Source organism: Orbaceae bacterium lpD02, from assembly GCA_036251875.1.
Classification (GTDB): domain Bacteria; phylum Pseudomonadota; class Gammaproteobacteria; order Enterobacterales; family Orbaceae; genus Orbus; species Orbus sturtevantii.
The window spans coordinates 2031275-2052375 of the sequence record CP133960.1; the positions used below are offsets into that span (position 1 = coordinate 2031275).

17 protein-coding genes are annotated in these 21101 nt (G+C 36.7%); 10 read left to right on the forward strand and 7 right to left on the reverse strand.

All coding sequences use genetic code 11. From position 1 onward, the window contains the following. Positions 1-16: 16 nt before the first annotated feature. Positions 17-1489, forward strand: a complete 1473-nt coding sequence (locus RHO12_08855) for a gluconate:H+ symporter (protein ID WVD65487.1) — start codon at positions 17-19, stop codon at positions 1487-1489. Positions 1490-1635: 146 nt separating this feature from the next. Beyond that, positions 1636-3047, forward strand: a protein-coding gene (locus RHO12_08860) for an IS1182 family transposase (protein ID WVD65488.1) whose coding sequence is annotated in 2 segments (ribosomal slippage) — positions 1636-2209 and positions 2209-3047 — 1413 coding nt in all. Because the reading frame shifts where the segments join, the coding sequence is not laid out codon by codon here. Between the two features lie 54 nt (positions 3048-3101). Here the strand turns inward: RHO12_08860 and RHO12_08865 are convergent. From RHO12_08865 to narX, 3 genes are all read right to left on the reverse strand, one after another. Further along, entirely contained in the window at positions 3102-4334 is a 1233-nt protein-coding gene (locus tag RHO12_08865) for a nucleoside permease (protein WVD65489.1), read from the reverse strand. Between the two features lie 101 nt (positions 4335-4435). Next, entirely contained in the window at positions 4436-5086 is a 651-nt protein-coding gene (gene narL, locus RHO12_08870) for a two-component system response regulator NarL (protein ID WVD65490.1), read from the reverse strand. Positions 5087-5095: 9 nt separating this feature from the next. After that, positions 5096-6898 carry a nitrate/nitrite two-component system sensor histidine kinase NarX gene (narX, locus tag RHO12_08875; protein ID WVD65491.1) on the reverse strand — a complete coding sequence of 601 codons (1803 nt, stop codon included), beginning with the start codon at positions 6896-6898 and terminating at the stop codon, positions 5096-5098. A 208-nt stretch (positions 6899-7106) separates the two neighbouring features. Between narX and rplU the strand changes: the two genes are divergently transcribed. From rplU to cgtA, 4 genes are all read left to right on the forward strand, one after another. Continuing rightward, complete coding sequence (gene rplU / locus RHO12_08880; GenBank protein ID WVD65492.1) at positions 7107-7415, forward strand: 50S ribosomal protein L21; 309 nt, start codon at positions 7107-7109, stop codon at positions 7413-7415. Positions 7416-7430: 15 nt separating this feature from the next. Then, positions 7431-7691: a 50S ribosomal protein L27 gene (gene rpmA, locus RHO12_08885; GenBank protein ID WVD65493.1), complete on the forward strand. Its 261-nt coding sequence runs from the start codon at positions 7431-7433 to the stop codon at positions 7689-7691. A gap of 149 nt (positions 7692-7840) precedes the next feature. Continuing rightward, positions 7841-8809 (forward strand): DMT family transporter, encoded by a 969-nt coding sequence (locus tag RHO12_08890; GenBank protein ID WVD65494.1) that lies wholly within the window; start codon positions 7841-7843, stop codon positions 8807-8809. Further along, positions 8806-9969 carry an Obg family GTPase CgtA gene (cgtA, locus tag RHO12_08895; GenBank protein WVD65495.1) on the forward strand — a complete coding sequence of 388 codons (1164 nt, stop codon included), beginning with the start codon at positions 8806-8808 and terminating at the stop codon, positions 9967-9969. Before RHO12_08890 ends, cgtA begins: the two co-directional genes overlap by 4 nt. Positions 9970-10262: 293 nt before the next feature. On the opposite strand, the gene smrB is transcribed toward cgtA, so the two are convergent. Both smrB and nth read right to left on the reverse strand, forming a co-directional pair. Then, positions 10263-10796 carry an endonuclease SmrB gene (smrB, locus tag RHO12_08900; protein ID WVD65496.1) on the reverse strand — a complete coding sequence of 178 codons (534 nt, stop codon included), beginning with the start codon at positions 10794-10796 and terminating at the stop codon, positions 10263-10265. A 6-nt stretch (positions 10797-10802) separates the two neighbouring features. After that, positions 10803-11441 carry an endonuclease III gene (nth, locus tag RHO12_08905; protein WVD65497.1) on the reverse strand — a complete coding sequence of 213 codons (639 nt, stop codon included), beginning with the start codon at positions 11439-11441 and terminating at the stop codon, positions 10803-10805. A gap of 114 nt (positions 11442-11555) precedes the next feature. Here nth and putP point away from each other — a divergent pair, with 114 nt between their 5' ends. From putP to RHO12_08920, 3 genes are all read left to right on the forward strand, one after another. Continuing rightward, positions 11556-13052 carry a sodium/proline symporter PutP gene (gene putP, locus RHO12_08910; protein ID WVD65498.1) on the forward strand — a complete coding sequence of 499 codons (1497 nt, stop codon included), beginning with the start codon at positions 11556-11558 and terminating at the stop codon, positions 13050-13052. Positions 13053-13209: 157 nt separating this feature from the next. Next, complete coding sequence (gene tyrS / locus RHO12_08915) at positions 13210-14481, forward strand: tyrosine--tRNA ligase (GenBank protein WVD65499.1); 1272 nt, start codon at positions 13210-13212, stop codon at positions 14479-14481. A 329-nt stretch (positions 14482-14810) separates the two neighbouring features. Beyond that, entirely contained in the window at positions 14811-15269 is a 459-nt protein-coding gene (locus RHO12_08920; GenBank protein ID WVD65500.1) for a helix-turn-helix domain-containing protein, read from the forward strand. A 79-nt stretch (positions 15270-15348) separates the two neighbouring features. Here RHO12_08920 and RHO12_08925 read toward each other — a convergent pair whose 3' ends face one another. Both RHO12_08925 and RHO12_08930 read right to left on the reverse strand, forming a co-directional pair. Then, positions 15349-15858, reverse strand: a complete 510-nt coding sequence (locus tag RHO12_08925; GenBank protein ID WVD65501.1) for an OmpA family protein — start codon at positions 15856-15858, stop codon at positions 15349-15351. Positions 15859-15877: 19 nt separating this feature from the next. Beyond that, positions 15878-19420 carry an autotransporter outer membrane beta-barrel domain-containing protein gene (locus RHO12_08930; protein WVD65502.1) on the reverse strand — a complete coding sequence of 1181 codons (3543 nt, stop codon included), beginning with the start codon at positions 19418-19420 and terminating at the stop codon, positions 15878-15880. A 552-nt stretch (positions 19421-19972) separates the two neighbouring features. On the opposite strand from RHO12_08930, the gene ispG reads away from it, so the two are divergent. Beyond that, positions 19973-21082: a flavodoxin-dependent (E)-4-hydroxy-3-methylbut-2-enyl-diphosphate synthase gene (gene ispG, locus RHO12_08935; GenBank protein WVD65503.1), complete on the forward strand. Its 1110-nt coding sequence runs from the start codon at positions 19973-19975 to the stop codon at positions 21080-21082. Positions 21083-21101 lie beyond the last annotated feature (19 nt).

Consider the following 21101-nt stretch of genomic DNA (forward strand, 5'->3'; position numbering starts at 1 on the left):
CCTAAGAGGATTTTATATGCAAAAAAAACAAAATAACGAAAAATCACTCTATCCATATGTTGTTATCAATAGCATCATTTTATTAATTGTAGGCTTGTCTGTTTTCTATTTGGGTAGCTTGGAAGCAACTGAAAAAAATAGTTGGCGAATGATCGTTGGGTTGCTAATAGCTATTGCTCTATTACTCTTTATGATTTTACGAACTAGAATACCTGCGTTTCCCGCATTAATCATTGCTGCCATTATAACGGGTTCACTAGGTGGTATGCCAAGTGAACTTATGATCACAACGATTAGTAAAGGGTTTGGGGGCACTTTAGGCCATATTGGTATCGTGATTGGTTTTGGCGTAATGATGGGCTCGATCTTGCAAATGAGTGGTGCGGCGCAAAAAATGGCTCAGGTATTTATTCGCTTACTTGGTCGTGGACGTGAAGAACTCGCACTGGTTATTATTGGGTTATTAGTGAGTTTAGCCGTATTTTGTGATTCCGCGTTTATTGTGCTTCTACCACTAGTTAAAGCGATTTCGCGTAGTACTGGTAAATCAGTGGTTGGTTTAGGCACAACTTTAGCAATGGGTTTAGTGATCAGTCATAGCATGATCCCCCCCGCTGTTGGCCCTTTTGGCGTTGTGTCGCAATTTGGCATTGGTCTAGGTGAATATATGTTATGGGCCATGGTAATTGCGATTCCTATTACTATGGCAGGTTTTATCTATACACGTTATTTGGGTAACGTGATTTATCAAGTGCCAACCGAAGAGGGTGAAAGTTTTACCCGTGAGCGGCTTATTGTAAAAAATGACCTATTAAATGAAAATGAAAATTTACCAGGGGCACTAGCATCATTTGCGCCAATATTTGTTCCTATTATTTTAATTCTGAGTGCAACCTTAATTGGTGAGATGAAATGGTCAGGTCCGGTAGCGGTTATGCTAAAAACAATCGGGCACCCAATTGTTGCGGTGGGTATTGGTTTATTAGTGGCAATTTTAGGGCTAAGTAATAACTTTCCACGTAAAGAGGTCGTTCACCATATGGAGGGGTCGATTCGCTCTGCTGGCATTATTCTTTTGGTTATCGGTGGTGGCGGTGCGTTAGGGATGGTATTGCGTGACTCAGGTACAGGGCAGGTTATTGCTGAATATATTGTTGCCATTGGGGTACCCGGTATTTTATTACCATTAACCATTTCAACACTGATCCGTTTGATCCAAGGTTCTGGTACGGTGGCAATGATTACTGCAGCAAGTATCACTGCTCCCATGATTGGGACTCTTGGAGTGCATCCGATTATGGCCGGACTTGGTTGCTCGATTGGTTCATTTATGTTTTCTTATTTTAATGATGCATATTTTTGGGTTGTTAATCGTTCATTAGGGATCACTGAAATTAAAGAGCAGATTAAAGTATGGAGTATCACATCAACTGTGCTGTGGGCTACCGGTGTCGTGACATTATTACTCGTGAACGGAATATTTTTTTGAGAAAAATAAATTTAGTAATAAATTTGGTCTATTCAAATATAAAAAAGAAGCCGCTAAGCGGCTTTCAGATTGTTGACAAAGAACTCGCTTTTTAGCGAGTTTTTTGATCTAATAGTGTGGTGTGTAACTATCAAAGGTATGTCCCGATGCTTAGAAAACCGACACCAGCAACCCCTGAAAAAATAGAACAAATATCGCTCGAAGCCCTTGTTCCTCAAAACCATCTTGTCCGTAAAATTGCTAAGATTATTGATTTCGAATTTATTCGCGATGCGGTGGCGTCCCTTTATTGTAAGGATAATGGACGCCCGGCAGAAGATCCCGTCAGATTATTCAAAATTATGTTATTAGGTTATCTTTTCGGCATTCCCAGTGAGCGGCGATTGGTGCAAGAAATACAGGTTAACTTAGCTTATCGTTGGTTTTTGGGGATGGGATTAACCGAAAAAGTGATTGACGCGTCAACCCTAAGCCAAAATCGTCGACGTCGATTTAATGATAGTGACATTTATCAACAGATTTTTGATAATATTGTCGAGCAAGCTATCGCGAAAGGCTTAATTAGCGGCCGTATCTTATATTCGGATAGCACGCATCTTAAAGCCAGTGCCAATAAGGGAAAAGCATGTAATGAAAAGCGTATTATAGAGCCGAGCCAATATATTAATGAGTTAAATAACGCGATTGAGGAAGAGCGGGCTACACATGGAAAAAAGCCTTAGCGCCAAGGACGGAAACACGGTATAAAGCCGTTAAAATCAGCACCACCGACCGAGAAAGCGGTTTTATGCATCGGGAAGGCAAACCTAAAGGGTTCTTTTATCTTGACCACCGAACGGTTGATGGTAAACATAATCTAATTACCGATACGCATGTTACGGCGGGAAATGTTCATGATTCTCAACCTTATCTTGCTCGGCTCAAACGGCAGGTCACTCGGTTTAACTTTGCGCCTGTTGGTGTGGGTCTTGATGCGGGGTATTTTACCGCCCCTATTTGCCATTTATTGTTAGCTGAGCAGATATATCCCGTAATCGGTTATCGCAGGCCGAATCATGGCGCGAATGCCATACGAAAACGGCAGTTTATTTATGATAGTCAACGCGATACCTATACCTGCCCCAATGGGCAATCACTGATTTATAAAACGACAAGTCGAGAAGGTTACCGTCATTATCACTCTAAAGCATGTGTTTGCAAGCAGTGTCCGTTATTATCACAGTGTACACAAAGTAAAAATAGTTTGAAAATAATCACTCGCCATATCTGGGAAGCCGATAAAGAAAAAGCGAATGATATTCGTCTAAGTAAATGGGGTAAAAAAGTTTATGCGAGACGAAAAGAGACCGTCGAGCGAAGTTTTGCTGACGCCAAACAACATCATGGACATCGTTATGCGAGATTTAGAGGGCTTGCTAAGGTTCAAATGCAGTGTTTGTTAGCCGCAACAGCACAAAATATAAAGAAAATAGCGTTAAAGCTATTTTTATTGCTCTATTTTAGGTCACTTTTGAATGGATTTAATAAAATTTCAATTAAAAATCGTATTTATGGCTAAAATAAAAAAATAAACCCCGAATAATATCGAGGTTTGTCAGCAATCTGGAAGCCGCTAAGCGGCTTTTTTTTTATGGTTAGGTTTAAAACTAAAGAGAAATAAAATAAAAAGAACAAAAGCGTACGACGAGAAAATAATCCAAATCGTTGACCAATCCCGGGTGTTATTTACGGTAAAGATATTGACAATTACGCCGCCTAAAACAGCACCTAAATAAGCGCCAAATCCTTTAACAATCATAAATAGGCCTTGAGCACTATTTCTGATGTCTGCCGTAACCGATTTTTCAATAAAAATAGAGCCCGATACATTAAAGAAATCAAAGGCACAGCCATAAGCTAACATTGATAATATAAATAATATTAATCCAAATGGTGATGGATCTGCGTAAGCTAAGAATCCGAAACGCAGCGTCCAAGCTAAAAGACTAATAAGCAAAACACCTTTCATGCCATAGCGTCTTAAAAATAAAGGAATGCAGATAATGAAAAAGATCTCAGCTACCTGAGATAAAGATAGCAAAACGCCAGGATAGGCGACGACAATCGTCGCTCGATACTGGGTAAGGTCACTAAAGTCATGTAAGAAAGGGCTGATAAAGGCATTATTTATTTGTAAAATAGCCCCTAAAAATAAGGTAAATAGGAAAAATACACACATATTGTATTGTTTAAATAAGCTTAATGCATTGAGCCCAAGTATTGATAGCATTGAGTTTTTTTCGGTTTTTTGCGCAATAGAAATACTAGGCAAAGTAGTAATAAATAGCATAAGCAATAATGATACGGCAGCGCCAATAAATAATTGAATATTGCTCAATTCAAGTTTTAATAAACTTATTGTGCACATAGCAGAGATTAATCCTATCGTGCCATACACTCGCATTTTAGGAAAGTAACTAACGGGATCTTTCTGGTTTTTCGCTAAAAAATAGAAAATAATTGAATACGATAGCGATATTGATGGCATAAAAGCGCAACAATGGATCAGCATTATCAGTATCATTAGCGTAGGACTGGTCACAAATCCAGCTAGCGCTAGCGATATTGCACCAATAAAATGACAGGTAAAATAGAGGTAATTGGCAGGAACCCATTTATCGGCAATAATTCCAACCAAGCTTGGCATAAATAGGCATGCAATACCAATATTGCCATACACGAATCCAACCTCAATGCTAGTAAAGCCGAGTGTTTTAATCATATAGGCACTAAAGCTTATAAGCCACGTTCCCCAAATAAAAAATTGTAAAAAAGAGATGATTTTTAAGCGAGTTTCAATGTTCAAAATAGACGTTCTTTTATGTTATGCCATTATAATTTAATAATTTTAAGTGTCTCAATAATTAAGCCTAAAGGTGAAATAAAGATTAATGATATGTGCTAAAATCACTCTTTATTTTGTAAATACCATACCGTCATCTCCATGCGCGATTTAAAGTTTAATTTTTTAAAAATACTTTTTACATGAACTTTAACCGTACTTTCAACAATATTTAGCTCTCTAGCAATCAATTTATTTGCTAGACCTTGAACGAGTAAATTAAATATTTCATGTTCTCTAGGCGTTAAGAGCTGCATATCGTGATTTTGCAAGGTGACTGGCTGCTCTTCTCGCATATAACGGAGAATAATATCAGCTATTGCTTCGCCCATCATTAACTTTCCATTCATTATTTCTTGTAGTGATTGTAAAAAGTCTTCTGGTTCCATATCTTTTAATAAGTAGCCATCGGCGCCCGCTTTTAATGCTGTTATGATATCTGCTTTATCATCAGATACGGTAAACATAATAATACGGCTAGATACATTTTTATTACGTAAATGGCGCAAAATATCAAGACCATTCATCTCATCCATATTGATGTCGAGTAAAATAATATCAGGATCAAGCGCTCGGGCTAATTTTATCCCTTCTATTCCATGACCGGTTTCACCAATAACTTGAAAATGAGGGACCGTATTGATGAGTTGCTTGACGCCATTACGCAACATTGGATGATCATCAATCAGCAATATTGTTGTGTTAAGTTGTTCCATCTTTTTGCCTTAGGTCACAGTTAATGAAATATCCGAATTTTTTTTAAACAGTATCATAACCTTAGTCCCTTTAAAAGGAATGCTTTCAACCATCAAGCTACCGTTTAATAGTTCAGCTCGATCTTGCATAATAATTAGTCCATAATGGTTTTCTTCGGGCTTCTGATTTTGAATTCCTACACCGTTATCTTCAATGCTTATTGATATCGTTTGATTATTTTCAATAGTAAAATTAAGCATAATGCGTGAGGCTTTGGCATGTTTATAAATATTATTTAATGCTTCACGAATAATTTGCAACAGGTGGATAGCATATTTAGTACTGATAATATTTAATGGTAGTTGGTAATTTAATACAAAAGTAAAGCCTAGCTTTTGCTCAAACTCCTTAATGAGCTCTTGTAGGCTAGCATAAAATCCCGTTTGATTTAAGCGCAGCCGAAAAGTTGTGATCAGTTCTCGCAATTGAGAATAAGCAATACTTGTTTCTTTACGCATGATATTGAGTAGTTTAATGCTGTCTTGTGAAGACGGATCTACTTGAATTTGCAAACAACTTATATGAATTTTTAAACACGATAACGATTGAGCAATCGAATCGTGTAGCTCTCTTGCCATTGCAGAACGCTCTTGCATTAGTAGATACTGCTTTTGTTGCTCAATTTGTCGATCAAGTGCAATAGCAAGCGTCATTTGCTCAATTAAGCCCAAAATTAAATTTTCTTGCTCATCAGTCAGCACATCATTATCAGGTAATATTGCAAACAATAAGCCATACTTTTCATTATTATCCTGTAAATACCAATATAGAGATTTACCATTTTTGGAAATGGGTTTAGAGGGAATCAAACACGCTGAACATGTTTGATCTTGGCAATGAGGTAGCTTCTGAGTATTACCATAGCAAATTTGCTGGTAGTGCTCAAGGTCATCGGCTTCATAAAAGCGCATTTGAAATTGACTTAGTGGCGTTAGTTTTTCTAGTCGGCTTAATATAACTAGAAAGCGTTCGCATAACGGTCTTGATGTATGTAGTTGTTTAGTTGCCCAGTACAAAAATGAAACAATATTATTTTTATGTTGTAATTCTGCTGTTTTTTCTGTAACTCGGTGTTCGAGCAATAAATATTGCGACTCAATTTGCGCTGACATTTTGTTAAATGCAAGCCCAAGCAGCTCTAATTCATTTTTTTCCCGTCCAGTTTTAAAGCGCTTGCTGAAATCATGCTCAGAGATAGCTTCAGCCATGCTAATAAGTTTTCGCCAAGGAATAAGGAGATGTTTTCGCAAATAATACATTTGAATAAGTAGGACTACAATAATAATCAGAATAAACAAAAGCTGTAGGTGAGATATTGTCGCTAATTGGCTTTCTGTTTTCTGATCGATACGGTTTACTAAATGATCAATTTGTAGCACATAATTACTAATTTCAAGCCGAATATCATCAATTGAGCTTGCTTGCCTCATTTTAGGTGCAATATCATTAGTCCACTGTTGTTGAAGCTGGTTAAATTCTCCGAGTAATTGGTAACGTTCTAGTAATTGGTAATCTCTGGAAGATAAATGAATATCAATAAATAAATCTAAACGAAAATATTGGTTTTTTTCTAAAGGTACCATCGATAGAAGTTGATAACTTTTCATGCGCAGCAGGCCTAACTGATTGGTCATATAGGCCCCGCCTTTAGTATCATTAGCCAGCCGCACTGAAATTGAAAATGCAATTAATGCAACTGCCGCAAGAAAAAGCATCAATAATGTCAACCGATTAACAATTGATAGATTGTATCGAACTTTTCTTTTTATCATTTTATCTCGAACTAAAGTAATCTATGAACTATTGTAACGCTAAAAAGAGAGTTCAACCGATCTTTTTTATGACTTTTTACGATCTTTTACTAAACAGCGCTTGCAACAAAAATATTTTTTGCGTAAAATTCTCGCCCTATATGATCAATCTATGCAGACTGTAAATAATTTTAGATGATGTGTCTGCGTTTTTATTGCGGAGTTAGATATGTACGCAGTTTTCCAAAGTGGTGGTAAACAACACCGAGTTAGCGAAGGCCAAGTTGTTCGCTTGGAAAAATTAGAAGTCGAAACAGGTTCTCAAATCGTATTCGACAAAGTTTTAATGGTAGCAAATGGTGAAAACATCCAAGTTGGTGCTCCGTTTGTTGAAGGTTCAACAGTTAAAGCAGAAATCGTTGAGCACGGTCGTGGTGACAAAATTAAGATTGTTAAATTCCGTCGCCGTAAACATTACCGTAAACAACAAGGTCACCGTCAGTGGTTCACTGATGTTAAGATCACTGCAATAGCTTAATAGGAGTAACTAACAATGGCTCATAAGAAGGCTGGTGGTTCGTCACGTAATGGACGCGATTCCCAAAGTAAACGTTTAGGTGTTAAGCGTTACGGTAGTCAAGAAGTTTTAGCTGGTAATATTTTAGTTCGTCAGCGTGGAACACAATTCCACCCAGGTACGAATGTTGGTTGTGGTCGCGATCACACATTATTTGCACTAATTGATGGTCAAGTAAAGTTTGAAGTAAAAGGACCAAAAAATCGTCGTTATATTAGCGTTGTTGCTAATAGCTAATTATAATAAGCTTGATTTTAAAAGCCTCACAGTTTGTGGGGCTTTTTCATTTATTTTAATCAATAGTAAGATCCGTAAATCAGATTGATTAATAATTAGCGCTGAGTTAGTTTAACCGGTATTAAGCCGTGATTTCGTGATCTGTTATTATGATTAAACAACAAAATGTAAAAATTGGTTTTTTATTAGCTGTATTAACCGCAATTATGTGGGGCGCGGTGCCTATTGCAATGAAATATGCCTTAGTTGGAATTGATCCCTATACGCTTGTTTGGTATCGTTTTTTTATCTCAGCATTAGGATTAACAGTTTGGCTTGGTTATAAAAAGCAGTTTCCAAATCTTACTATTTTCAAAAAGCGTAGGCGCTTTATTCTATTGATGATTGCTGGATTTGGTCTACTGGGTAATTTTATTTTGTTTGCCTCTGGCGTAAAGTACCTATCACCGACGACCTCACAAGTTGTTGCGCAATTAGGGATAGTTGTATTTATGATTTCAAGCGCAATCGTCTTTAAAGAACGTTTAAGACCGTCGCAAGTTATTGGTATTGTTATACTCGTCGTAGGGCTAGTTTTATTTTTTAATAAAAATATCGCCAGTCTTTTTGCCAATTTATCTGAATATGGTTTAGGTGTTTGGCTTGGTTTGTTTGCAGCTATTGCTTGGGCATTATATGCCTTGGCGCAAAAAGTATTATTAAGAAAGTTACGTGCGGAACAGTTACTTTGGCTAATTTATATCATATGTACGATCTTTTTGTTGCCGATTGCGTCACCAACTGAAATTAAAAATGCGAATGCAACACAGATTTTTGCAATAATATTTTGTGGATTAAATACAATTATTGCTTATGGTGCTTTAGTTACTGCGATGGAATATTGGCAAGCAGCCCAAGTTAGTGCTGTTACGACCCTAACCCCACTATTTGCATTAGTTTTTTCAGATATTTTCGCATTGCTTTGGCCTGAGAGTTTTGCCATGCAATATCTAAATGTGCTCGGTTATATTGGTGCAATCGCTGTAGTATGTGGTGCAATGTTTGCTACAATTGGTCATAAAATATGGCACCATAGAAAAGGGTTTTTAATTAACCGGAAAAAAGGAGAACAAGAATGAAGTTTGTTGATGAAGCTTCCATCCGAGTTGAAGCCGGTGATGGTGGTAATGGTTGTGTCGGCTTTCGTCGCGAAAAATATATCCCTAAAGGCGGACCAGATGGGGGCGATGGTGGTGATGGTGGTGATGTGTATTTTATTGCCGATGAAAATCTAAATACCCTAATCGATTTTCGTTTTGAGAAAGCGTATCGAGCAGGTAGAGGACAAAATGGTCAAGGCTCTGATTGTACGGGCAAGCGTGGTGATGATATAACGGTTAAAGTTCCAGTCGGGACTCGTATCATTGATAAATATACCAATGAAATTATCGGTGATTTAACTAAGCATCAACAAAAAATAATGGTTGCTAAAGGCGGTTTTCATGGCTTAGGTAATGCACGATTTAAGTCTTCAGTAAATCGAGCGCCAAGGCAAAAGACCGATGGTACGCCTGGTGAGAAAAGAGATATTCTACTTGAATTATTACTGCTTGCCGATGTGGGCATGCTTGGTTTACCTAATGCAGGTAAGTCAACCTTTATCAGAGCGGTATCGGCGGCTAAACCCAAAGTCGCGGATTATCCCTTTACAACACTAGTGCCAAGTTTAGGTGTTGTCAGGATGGATAATGAACAAAGTTTTGTTGTTGCCGATATTCCTGGACTAATCGAGGGGGCATCAGAAGGTGCCGGTCTTGGGATTAGATTCTTAAAACATTTAGAGCGTTGCCGAGTTCTCGTTCATTTAGTTGACATAGCTCCGATTGATGAATCAGAACCCGCACAAAATGCGCGCGTTATCATTCAAGAATTAGAGCAATATAGTGAACTTCTGGCTAAAAAACAACGCTGGTTAGTATTTAATAAAACAGATGTTTTGGGTAAAGAAGAATCAGTTAAAAGAGCAGCTGAAATTGCTCATCAATTAGGTTGGCAAGATAAATATTATTTGATCTCTGCAGTTAATCAAGAGGGAGTGAAGCCTCTTTGTTGGGACTTGATGACTTATATTAATGAGCATCCGAGAGAGCAAGAGCAAGCAGAACAACCAAAAGAAAAAGTTGAATTTATGTGGGATGATTATCATCAACAAACCATTGAAAGTGTGTTAGAAGATGATGATTTTGATGACTGGGATGAGAGTGATGAAGAAGGTGTCGAAACTTTCTATGAAAAATGATATTAATCAATGGATTATAAAATAAACTAGAAAATAAGTAGATTTTGCTTGATTATGTAAATGATAATTATTATCATTATTTGTGCTCCGATAGATTCTAATGAACCTAAAAGAGTATGACATTGCTCACATTGCTTCCAATGTTTCGCCAGCTTAATTTATTAGGCTGGCTTTTTTATGATCAGTACTGACTGCTTAATTTTATCATTGATATTTACTATCATATTGTTGTGTATAAATGGCTAATATTATTCTTCATGGACGATAACGTATAATTTTCACTCAAAAAATGTTTAAATAAATTGGTCTAAATCAAATAATACTAATAATGCGGCATCGCCACCAAACTCTTTGGGAGCTTGATGAAAGCAAATAATGTCAGGGTGTTGAGCAAGCCACATTGGTGTTTGCTTTTTAAGAATATTTTTACCGTGCCCGTACATAATGCAAGCACAGGGTGCGCGTTCTCTTATACAGGCAGCGATCAGCGCTGCAATTTCTTTTTTGGCTTCGTTTTGAGTTAGCCCATGCAGATCTAAAAAAAAGTCAGGCTCATAAAATCCCCGCTTAAGGCGTTTTATCTCAATTGGTTCAGTACCTTCTCTGAGATAACGAATGGGATCTTCTTGTAGCAAAGGTTGAAAATCATCAGAAAAATAAAACTCATTATTATTACTTTCCTGCATTTGTTTTTTTGCCAAAATTGCTACTTTGCTCTGTTTTCTGGGTATATGAACAACCGTATCTTGTTTGATCTTTTTTGTATTAACAACAGCACGATTAAATAGTGCAAGTTCCTCATCAGTAGGACGATAATTTTTTGACATCACTAATTACTCTGGGTAAACCTTATCTTTAAATTCACATAAATCTTCAATCACACAAGCACCACAGCGCGGTTTTCGAGCAATACAAGTATAGCGTCCATGCAATATAAACCAATGGTGGCAATTAATTTTATATTCATCTGGCACCACTTTTAATAGCTTGTCTTCAACCGCATCAACGTCTTTACCTAGCGCAAATCGAGTACGATTACAAACCCTAAATATATGGGTATCGACAGCGATTGTCGGATGACCAAATGCAGTATTTAGTACGACATTCGCTGTTTTTCTACCAACACCAGGTAAAGCAATTAATTGATCAAAATTTTCAGGGACTTCACTATCATGTAGTTCAATTAACATTTGACAAGTTTTTATAATATTTTCAGCCTTACTATTATAAAGTCCAATAGTACGAATATAACTTTTTAACTTATCCAATCCGAGCGCGAGGATTTTTTCTGGTGTATTAGCAACCGCAAATAGTGGTTTTGTTGCTTTATTCACGCTGATATCAGTAGCCTGTGCTGAAAGTAGTACCGCAATTAATAATTCAAAGGATGAATGGTAAACTAATTCTGTCACAGGATTTTTAATATGTGCTTGTAGCCGTTGTAGTATCTCTACTCGTGTTTTTTGCTTCACGCTATTTCTTAATGTTCGTTTATTATTTCAAAACATTATAACAATTATTAATACCTTTAGTCATAATTTTTGGCTTTAAATAATTGTATGTTAAGCTAGCGGGCTGAATGTTTAATGGCTCGATATATTATGTCTTTACCTATGATTATTACATTTGCTATTTATATCATTGGCATGATAGCGATTGGCTTTTTTGCTTTTCGCGCAACTAAAAATTTTGGCGATTATATTCTTGGCGGCCGAAAGATAGGTAGTTTCGTGACTGCTTTATCTGCAGGCGCTTCGGATATGAGTGGCTGGTTATTAATGGGATTGCCTGGCGCGGTATTTTTATATGGTATATCTCAAAGTTGGATTGCGATTGGCTTAACTATTGGTGCTTATTTGAATTGGTTATTGATTGCCGGTCGTCTGCGCGTATTCACTGAAGTTAACCATAATTCATTAACGTTACCTGACTATTTTTCTGGTCGATTTAATGATAACAGTTCGCTACTAAGGTTAATTTCAGCAATTATTATTTTAGTTTTTTTTACTATTTATTGCGCTTCAGGCGTTGTTGCTGGCGCTAAATTATTTCAAAGTACATTTGGTTTGAGCTATGGTTGGGCTATGCTCGCTGGCGCGGGTGCGACATTTGCCTATACTTTTATTGGTGGCTTTTTAGCCGTCAGTTGGACTGACACCGTGCAAGCAAGTTTAATGATGTTTGCTTTAATTCTCACGCCAATCATGGTTATGATTTCTTGTGGTAGTTTTGATGACTCAATAGATGCAATTAGACAACTTAATCCAAGCTACCTCAATTTATTTTCAGGCATGGACACAATTGCGATTATCTCGCTACTCGGTTGGGGACTTGGATATTTTGGTCAGCCCCATATTTTAGCTAGGTTTATGGCGGCAGACTCACACCAAGTAATGAAAAATGCTCGAAGAATTAGTATGACTTGGATGGTTTTATGCCTAACTGGCGCTATTACGGTAGGTTTTTTTGGTATTGCTTACTTTTCTAATCAACCGGAAGCAGCTTACTTAATCGATAATGGTAAGCAGGAACGTATTTTTATTGAACTATCTAAGCTACTTTTTAATCCATGGATAGCAGGCATTTTATTGGCAGCTATTTTGGCTGCAGTAATGAGTACATTAAGTTGCCAATTACTGGTTTGCTCTAGCGCCATTACCGAAGATTTATATCGTGCGTTTTTTCGACCAAAAGCGAAACAAAAAGAGCTTGTTTGGATTGGGCGAATGATGGTTCTACTTGTTGCCGTGATCTCTATGCTGTTAGCAATAAATCCGAATAATAGTGTACTTGATCTAGTAAGTCATGCTTGGGCTGGCTTTGGTGCAGCATTTGGGCCAATTATTGTATTTTCAGTCTTTTGGCGCCGAATGACTCGCAATGGTGCGCTAATTGGCATGTTAGTAGGAGCATTAACTGTTTTAGTATGGATAAAATTCGAATGGTGGCAATTATATTCGCTGATCCCAGGGTTTGTATTTTCGTCAGCAGCAATTATTATTGTGAGTTTGCTTGATAAAAAACCTGATGACAGTGTGTTAACTCATTTTGATAAAGCGAATAAGTTATACCACAATAAATAACGCAGAATGCTAGTCTATAGCAGACATTAAAATAATAATACGCTATACTTTTTGACTCTAAAATAGAACTAAATGCTTTTTATTATAAAAGAGATCAATCTAAAGCTAATTATTTGACAACAAACAGAAATAAATTAAATAGAGATAAGGTAATATTATGTCAACAAATGTGATTAAACAGCTTGAGGAAAGGGGGCTTATTGCCCAAGTCACAGATGAAAATGCGCTAACAGAACTGTTATCACAAAAGCAAATTGCATTGTATTGTGGTTTTGATCCGACTGCTGATAGTTTACATTTAGGTCATCTTGTGCCACTACTATGTTTAAAACGTTTTCAATTGGCGGGTCATAAGCCTATCGCTTTGGTTGGCGGAGCCACTGGCCTAATCGGCGATCCTAGTTTTAAAGCTATTGAGCGTAAATTAAATACACAAGATATCGTTCAAGATTGGGTTGATAAGATTAAAAAGCAAGTTTCACCATTCTTAGACTTTAATTGCGAAAATAATTCAGCGCTCGTAGTGAATAATCATGATTGGTTTGGTGACATGGACGTACTCACCTTTTTGCGTGATATTGGTAAGTATTTCTCGGTCAATGCAATGATTAGTAAAGAAGCAGTAAAGCAGCGTATTGAACGCGATGATGTGGGTATTTCATTTACTGAATTTGCTTATAATCTATTACAATCTTATGATTTTGCTAGCTTAAATAAAGCCCATAATGTAATGCTACAAATTGGTGGCTCAGATCAATGGGGCAACATTACTTCTGGAATTGATTTAACTAGGCGCTTACACCAAAAACAAGTATTTGGTTTAACCGTTCCTCTAATAACCAAATCAGATGGCACAAAATTTGGTAAAACAGAAGGAGGAGCAATTTGGCTCGATCCTAAAAAAACAAGCCCATATAAATTTTATCAATTTTGGATTAACACTGCTGATGCTGATGTTTATCGATTCCTTAAATTTTTTACATTTATGTCGCTTGAAGAGATTAATGCTGTTGAAGAGGAAGATAAAAATAGTGGTGCCGCGCCTCGTGCACAATATATTTTAGCTGAGCAGGTAACAAAGCTCGTTCACGGTGATGAAGGATTAGTCGCGGCTAAGCGTATTACGGAAAGCCTGTTTTCTGGCTCATTAAAATCATTATCCAAAAATGATTTTGAGCAACTAGAGCAAGATGGCGTACCAATCGTTCAGCTAGATTCTGATGCAGATTTACAACAAGCGTTAGTTCAGGCCGGTCTGGCGCCGTCAAGAGGTCAAGCGAGAACGATGATTGAGTCGAATGCAATTTCAATTAATGGTGAACGGCAATCAGCTGCAGATTATAAGTTTAAAGAGAGTGACCGCCTATTCCAGCGCTATACATTGTTACGCCGTGGTAAAAAGTATTATTGTTTATTGATTTTAAATTAAAGTTTGTTATAGCCTTAATGTTATATCCTAAATGGACAACAGATGAAGAATATATTATCGATTCAATTTCATGTTGTTTTTGGCCATGCAGGTAATAGTGCTAAGGCGCTTCCTATGAAGCATTTGAACACGCGACTGTTAGTGATGCTTGAACCTTAAAGCCTTAAAACAAGGTAAGTATGAATTGCAACTTGTTTCAGCTCAAGATGAAATTGCAAAACCAAGTCAATGGTTTATAGCAAAAAGGATTGATTAATTAAAAAAATGTGTAAGAATAAAGGAGTTACCATTATTAACCCTAAAAATGAAGATTATTGAGAGGCTTGCGGATGAAAGAAGAAACAATTGAAAATGAAGACGATATTGTTTCATTAGGGAAAAAATTAGCCGAATTACGTTTAGCTCAAGGTTTGACCGAGTCGGATGTAGCGACTCAGATACGCGTACGAACGAGTATAATATATGATATTGAAAACGATAATACAGCAAATTTACCAGCCGTTTTTTATAAAGGCTATATTAAAAACTATGCAGCTATTGTTGGTTTACCTGAGATTGAATACCAATCATATATTGAGGCGCGATTAAGTCGACCATCGATTCAAGTAATAAGAAATTACTCCAATAAAGAACAAGCAAAACGACACACTAAGCGAGTGTTGTTTATCAGTTTATTAATTATCGTAATGATTGTTGGTGTTACAGCATTTCTTGTCTGGAGAGATAGCAAGACATCACTTGTTGAAGTGACTCACTATGTATCACCATCAACGTCGATGAGCGGTTAGCCAACTAAACTAAACATATAATATAAAGATGAGCGTTACTTATTCAAGTATAGGTAACGCTCTAGCTAAATACACTAACTTAGTTTTCTCTTTCTATATATAATTGAACCCTTCTATCTGGTTGTAGGCACGCTTTTAATTCATCGCCACTTAGTGTAAAACAACCATCAGAGATAGGATCTTCTTTCCCTTTACTTTCAATAATATATTCAGTTTGAATATTATGATCTTCTAAGTATTGCTTTATTGTCTCTGCACGAGCTAAGCCTAACTTATCGTTATATTGTGTCGAGCCAATTCTATCGGTATAACCGACGATTTTGATCGACTTAATATTGTTTAAGTTATTCTCATTCAAATGAGAAACCAATTTCGCTAATTGCGCTTTTCCATCTAATGAAGTCCCATCTAAAGAGGAGTCGTTATATAAAAATAATATATCTGCCGACAGCGTTAATTGTTCCACTGTGGGTGTTATTTGCTCACTACACCAACTATTTCTTACATTAAATCGATCATTGCTATTTGAGCAACCGACTAATCCCAAGGTTACATAAAATAGTGAGATGATAATTAGTAGTTTTTTCATTTTTTACCCTTCTATATTGTTACCAATGATACTTATATCCAATCGTTCCAGTATATTTTTTTGAGGTTTCCTTCGAACCGCCTAAAGTGTGATAATAGCGAGTATCAAAATAAACATAAGATGTATCACCTAATGGCCATTGTGCGCCAAGGCCTAGTTCGCCAGCGGTTACATTATCAGGGTACTCAAGTGAGCTGGAACCAAATTTGACACCCTTACCACCTTTAAAGTCATGAATAATATTTGCTATGCTATAAATAGTCTGGGTTTTTAACTTTCCCGTCCCAGTATTATAAGCTAATCTAAGTCCTACTCGGCCCCGTAATGCTTGTTGATTTTGCTGCTCAACTATTATGTCCTTACCTATATTAATGGTCATATCATTATATTTAAGATATTGATAAATGAGTTGTGCTTGTGGTTCTAACAACCAATCGCCATTATACAAGCCATTATTTGTTAAAGCATACGGTCGACCGACTTCAATAGATAACCCAATGCCGTAACCATGATTATGGTTATTAGATGAGTCAATTGGTGAGTACTTATTACGAATATATATTAAATTACCAACCAAATCTAAATAACTGCTATTTTTATCATAGTAAGTATAATAACTCCCAAGATTAAAAATATCAGCTTGCCCTTGCCCTGTTTTATTGCGGTGTTCATAATATGTCCCTAAATTAGTATTGAAACCAATATAATGAGCATCATAAAATTTTAAATTATCCTTCGCATACGAGAGCATGACTCCGCTATGACTTCTTGAGTTATTATCTTGATTATTATTCACTCTAATATCATAACCAAATTGCACCCCCCATAGTTTTGACTTATATTCAAGCCGTTTTTCAATTCCCTTGATTTCTCCATAATTACCTATTAGGCGGCCCCAAATTTGACCTTTATTATGATTAATTTGGCATGTAGAACAATCATCCCAAGCCATCGTCTGTTGCTCACTAACTCGCTGATGTAAACTACCAATTATATTATACTCAGCATTTAAGTTAGCGAGAGGCATTAGGTTTGTACCTGGCACGTTGGGATCTATTGGAATAATTGGTTGCGAACCACCTGGTAATCGCCATGCGTAGGTATTCGGATCTTTCTTTACCAAAATAAGCATTCCTGCACCAGTTGTATTGGCAAAGCCATAAAATTTATTACTACCTGCAGCGGGATTATCAACAACGACGACATCATTAGAATACTTATCTTTCCATGTAACTTTATCTGCTGTTACATCACCAATAATACCATTTACGGTTTTTATTTCAGTATAACCAGTTGCGGTTCCGGTAATATGTACTAAATCACTATAGCTAGTAGAAGTATCATTGTTCCAAACAGTATTGACAATTATTGATGCCTCTCCGATACTGCGTTTGACCGGATCGCCAGCATAATTACCCGTAATCATTAATGTCGATGATTTGCTCATATCATTTTGGTTTTTAGTTTTTACTAAATTAATTATACCGTTATTAACTACGCTACCATTAATTGTGCTAACCCCAGGGTTGGTCGAATATAGTATAGAGCTTGTATTAATATTTAAGTCACCTTCCCTCGCTGTGGAAAATAAATCGCCATCTAAAGTGATCGTTGCACTTTCTAAAAAAGTATTATCCCAATTAACAAGATTAACACCTTTCTGATTATTTGCGGTATCGGTAAATACTGTTAATGTTTGGCCGTTTAAGGTCAATTTACTGCTATCACCGGCCTGAGTTGCACCACCTTCTAGCTTAATATTAGAATTTAATTTTGAGGGACCTGAAATATGACCAATATTTGTCCCGTCGCCCATATTAAGATTGCTATTTAGTATCCCGCCAGTCATAATGTACTGTGCATTTCCGGTTCCCAGTGTTATTTCTCCTACATTATTTGGTGTGCCAACAAGACTTGCAGAATCATTCACGCCACTAATAATACCATTAAACTGATTGATAATATGGTTACCGCCTTGAGTTAAATTAATATTGCCGTAAAGCCATCCAGAGTTTTTTAATCTTACATCAGAGCTTGTTGACGATGATGCTTGAACAACCTTTTCAGCATTAATCATGCCAGTGTTAGTAATTGTTGAACCATTTAAAACGCCTGTTTCGGCATTAATTGTAATCCCGCTTCCGCTATGATTATTTGCATTATTGGTAATTAGGTAACCGCTATTTCTAATTAGTATCGAATCTGGTTGTGCAGTAAAAGGAGAAGAGCTAAGCCAGGTTTTTCCTGTTGATACGTTAATGGCGGTTGATGTATTATCTCCCGTCACATTAACTCTGCTGCTATTGTCGATATTAATTTCACCATTATAACCATCTACATCAATACCTATGGCCATAGTCTCGGCGGTAATATTCATTATACCAGTATTGGTTATTTTTTGATCTGAACCATATCGATACTTAAAGCCTCCGCTTCCTCTATCATCAGTTTTATCATAGAAAGTCGCCGATGAATAGATACCGCTCGCTTTAGCGCCGACAGAGCTTATTGTTAATGTTCCTCTATTTTCAATATCATTACTAAATGAGTGGGATTGTATGCCGTAAGCATCACCACCAGCGGTGTTATTGGATTCCACTGTCATATCAGAGTTCAAATGAATTATTGTTGTGGCATTACTACCTAAGCTATTTGTTTTAGCTAAAATGCCATTGGCTTCCTGAGTGTTATCGTTGGAATTAGTTATTACCGTAATTGATGAATTTCTGTCGCTGCTAATTTGGGCGTTCCCACCATTTTGAACATGGCTGGAATAAATACCTGTCGCGCTAGCAGCAACTGAATTTGCTTGTATTGTCGTTTGGTCTATAGTTATGTTAACAAATTGAGCTCCAATTTTAGAAATTTCATCTGCTGTCGCGGTTGAACTACCATGAATAAGGGTGTCAACAATGCCAGAGCCAGCCGAAATTCCAGTAACAGACTGAGTATCTGCCGTTACATATAATTCACTACCATTTAGCGTTACGGAGTGGGCTTGACCTGAGCCATAGGCTTCACTATTAATGCCTATTGAGTTTTGCGATACAGTTTGTCCTGTTGTTGCTAGGGAAATAATTGAATCCTTTACCAAGGTAGTCAAACTACCGCTTGTACTTGTATTAAAATTCACATAATCATTTACACTGGTAACAGATGTTTGCCCTATGTTGCTATCGTTTAGAAAAGTTTGTATGCCACGATCTGCGCCATTGCTGCCAATGACGCGTAGTATTAAGTTGTCTACTTTCAAATAATTGCTCACACTACCAACAACAACAGGGGATGTGCTCGGCCAACCAACACCAATAAAACTAGCGTGATTATTGGCGCTAGCAGTGTTAAAATCCTTTAGTCCTCCGCCATCGATAGTAGTATATTGACCATCAATAGAGAGAGAACCATTCCCTTGTTGCACAATAGATTGATTGGTGTTGTCTGCATATGGGCATGATGGATCGCCATTACAAGTAATAGCGGCTGAGCTTGATGTGGAATAGAGTGTAAAAATAGATAGAGCAATCACCGTATAAAATGATTTATGTTTCTGTTTTATTTCCATTTTCATTTCCTTACTAATTATTAATTATGTTTTGAGCTTAAATCGACATACTTAAATTACAACTTAAAGAAGAATTAGATCTGTACACTTAAATCACAACTTAAAGAAGAAAATGACTACATAGCTCAAGCTATTATTAGTAAGGTTTTTTTATGGTTTCGCTAAGCCATTCGGAGGTGAAATTATTAAATATAACAATATAACTTGTATGGATATATTAATATTTTTAAAAAAATAAGAAAGCATTTTTTTACCTAAACAGATAACTTATTTAGCTAATATTTATCACTTTTTTAAATAAGTTTATAAAAAATAAGTATAATTATTTTTCAATATAGAATCGTAGTTGCTTTTTTTTTGTTCAAAAAATTACACTATTGATTACTGCATTCAAATCGTTAAATTGAGCAATATTGGTAAAATAATCGATGATGACAATTACATGTGAATGATAAGAATATAAACCTAATTTTTCCGATTCTTTGCAGACATTTTTAACAAATCTTGTTAATATTATTAGCAAGTTATTTTTTTATTTTATTTAGGTCATATATGAGCCATGCGCAGTCGCCAATAAAACGACGTGAGTCCACTCGAATTTACGTCGGCAATGTTCCCATTGGTGATGGTGCGCCAATCGCAGTTCAATCAATGACGAATACGCGTACAACCGATGTTGAAAATACTGTTGCTCAAATTAAATCCCTTGAGCGTGTTGGCGTTGATATTGTTAGGGTATCAATTCCGACGATGGACGCAGCAGAAGCATTTAAACTAATAAAACAGCGATCTAATGTTCCCTTAATTGCTGATATTCATTTTGATTACCGAATTGCTTTAAAAGTCGCGGAATACGGTGTGGATTGTCTACGCATTAATCCCGGAAATATAGGCAATGAAAGTCGCATTCGGAGTGTGGTCGATTGTGCTAAAGATAACAATATTCCCATCCGTATAGGGGTAAATTCTGGTTCACTTGAAAAAGATATTCAGGAAAAATATGGCGAACCAACACCACAAGCTATTGTTGAATCAGCAATGCGCCATGTCGAAATACTTGATAGATTAAACTTTGATCAATTTAAAGTTAGCGTTAAGGCTTCTGATGTTTTTACTGCTATTGAGGCATATCGTTTGTTGGCAAAACAAATTAAACAACCTCTTCACCTTGGTATTACTGAAGCCGGCGGCGCGAGAAGTGGCTCAATAAAATCAGCTATTGGTTTAGGAATGTTACTTGCCGAGGGAATTGGTGATACACTACGTGTTTCGCTAGCAGCAGATCCAACAGAGGAAGTTAAAGTCGGGTTTGATATTTTAAAATCACTTCGTATACGCTCACGTGGCATAAATTTTATTGCTTGCCCTACCTGTTCTCGACAAGAGTTTGATGTTATAAACACGGTTAATGAACTAGAACGGCGATTAGAAAATATTATAACTCCGATGGATGTGTCAATTATTGGCTGCGTGGTAAATGGTCCTGGTGAGGCTCTGGCATCAACAATGGGCGTCGCTGGTGGAAATAGTAAAAGTGGCTTTTATGAAGATGGTGTGAGAATTGGTAGAATTAGTAATGATACTATAATCGATGAGTTAGAAGCAAAAATCCGAGCCAAAGCACTATTATTAGCAAACCGAATTGAAATTAAAACAAAGTAATTAACCAATTAGTGAAATA

What these genes read in the sequence shown, in the direction of transcription:
- RHO12_08930 (WVD65502.1), bottom strand. Translation starts at nt 19,420, where the DNA reads ATGGAAATAAAACAGAAACATAAATCATTTTATACGGTGATTGCTCTA.
- RHO12_08890 (WVD65494.1), top strand. Translation starts at nt 7,841, where the DNA reads ATGATTAAACAACAAAATGTAAAAATTGGTTTTTTATTAGCTGTATTA.
- tyrS (WVD65499.1), top strand. Translation starts at nt 13,210, where the DNA reads ATGTCAACAAATGTGATTAAACAGCTTGAGGAAAGGGGGCTTATTGCC.
- narL (WVD65490.1), bottom strand. Translation starts at nt 5,086, where the DNA reads ATGGAACAACTTAACACAACAATATTGCTGATTGATGATCATCCAATG.
- cgtA (WVD65495.1), top strand. Translation starts at nt 8,806, where the DNA reads ATGAAGTTTGTTGATGAAGCTTCCATCCGAGTTGAAGCCGGTGATGGT.
- putP (WVD65498.1), top strand. Translation starts at nt 11,556, where the DNA reads ATGGCTCGATATATTATGTCTTTACCTATGATTATTACATTTGCTATT.
- RHO12_08925 (WVD65501.1), bottom strand. Translation starts at nt 15,858, where the DNA reads ATGAAAAAACTACTAATTATCATCTCACTATTTTATGTAACCTTGGGA.
- ispG (WVD65503.1), top strand. Translation starts at nt 19,973, where the DNA reads ATGAGCCATGCGCAGTCGCCAATAAAACGACGTGAGTCCACTCGAATT.
- RHO12_08855 (WVD65487.1), top strand. Translation starts at nt 17, where the DNA reads ATGCAAAAAAAACAAAATAACGAAAAATCACTCTATCCATATGTTGTT.
- smrB (WVD65496.1), bottom strand. Translation starts at nt 10,796, where the DNA reads ATGTCAAAAAATTATCGTCCTACTGATGAGGAACTTGCACTATTTAAT.
- RHO12_08920 (WVD65500.1), top strand. Translation starts at nt 14,811, where the DNA reads ATGAAAGAAGAAACAATTGAAAATGAAGACGATATTGTTTCATTAGGG.
- rplU (WVD65492.1), top strand. Translation starts at nt 7,107, where the DNA reads ATGTACGCAGTTTTCCAAAGTGGTGGTAAACAACACCGAGTTAGCGAA.
- narX (WVD65491.1), bottom strand. Translation starts at nt 6,898, where the DNA reads ATGATAAAAAGAAAAGTTCGATACAATCTATCAATTGTTAATCGGTTG.
- rpmA (WVD65493.1), top strand. Translation starts at nt 7,431, where the DNA reads ATGGCTCATAAGAAGGCTGGTGGTTCGTCACGTAATGGACGCGATTCC.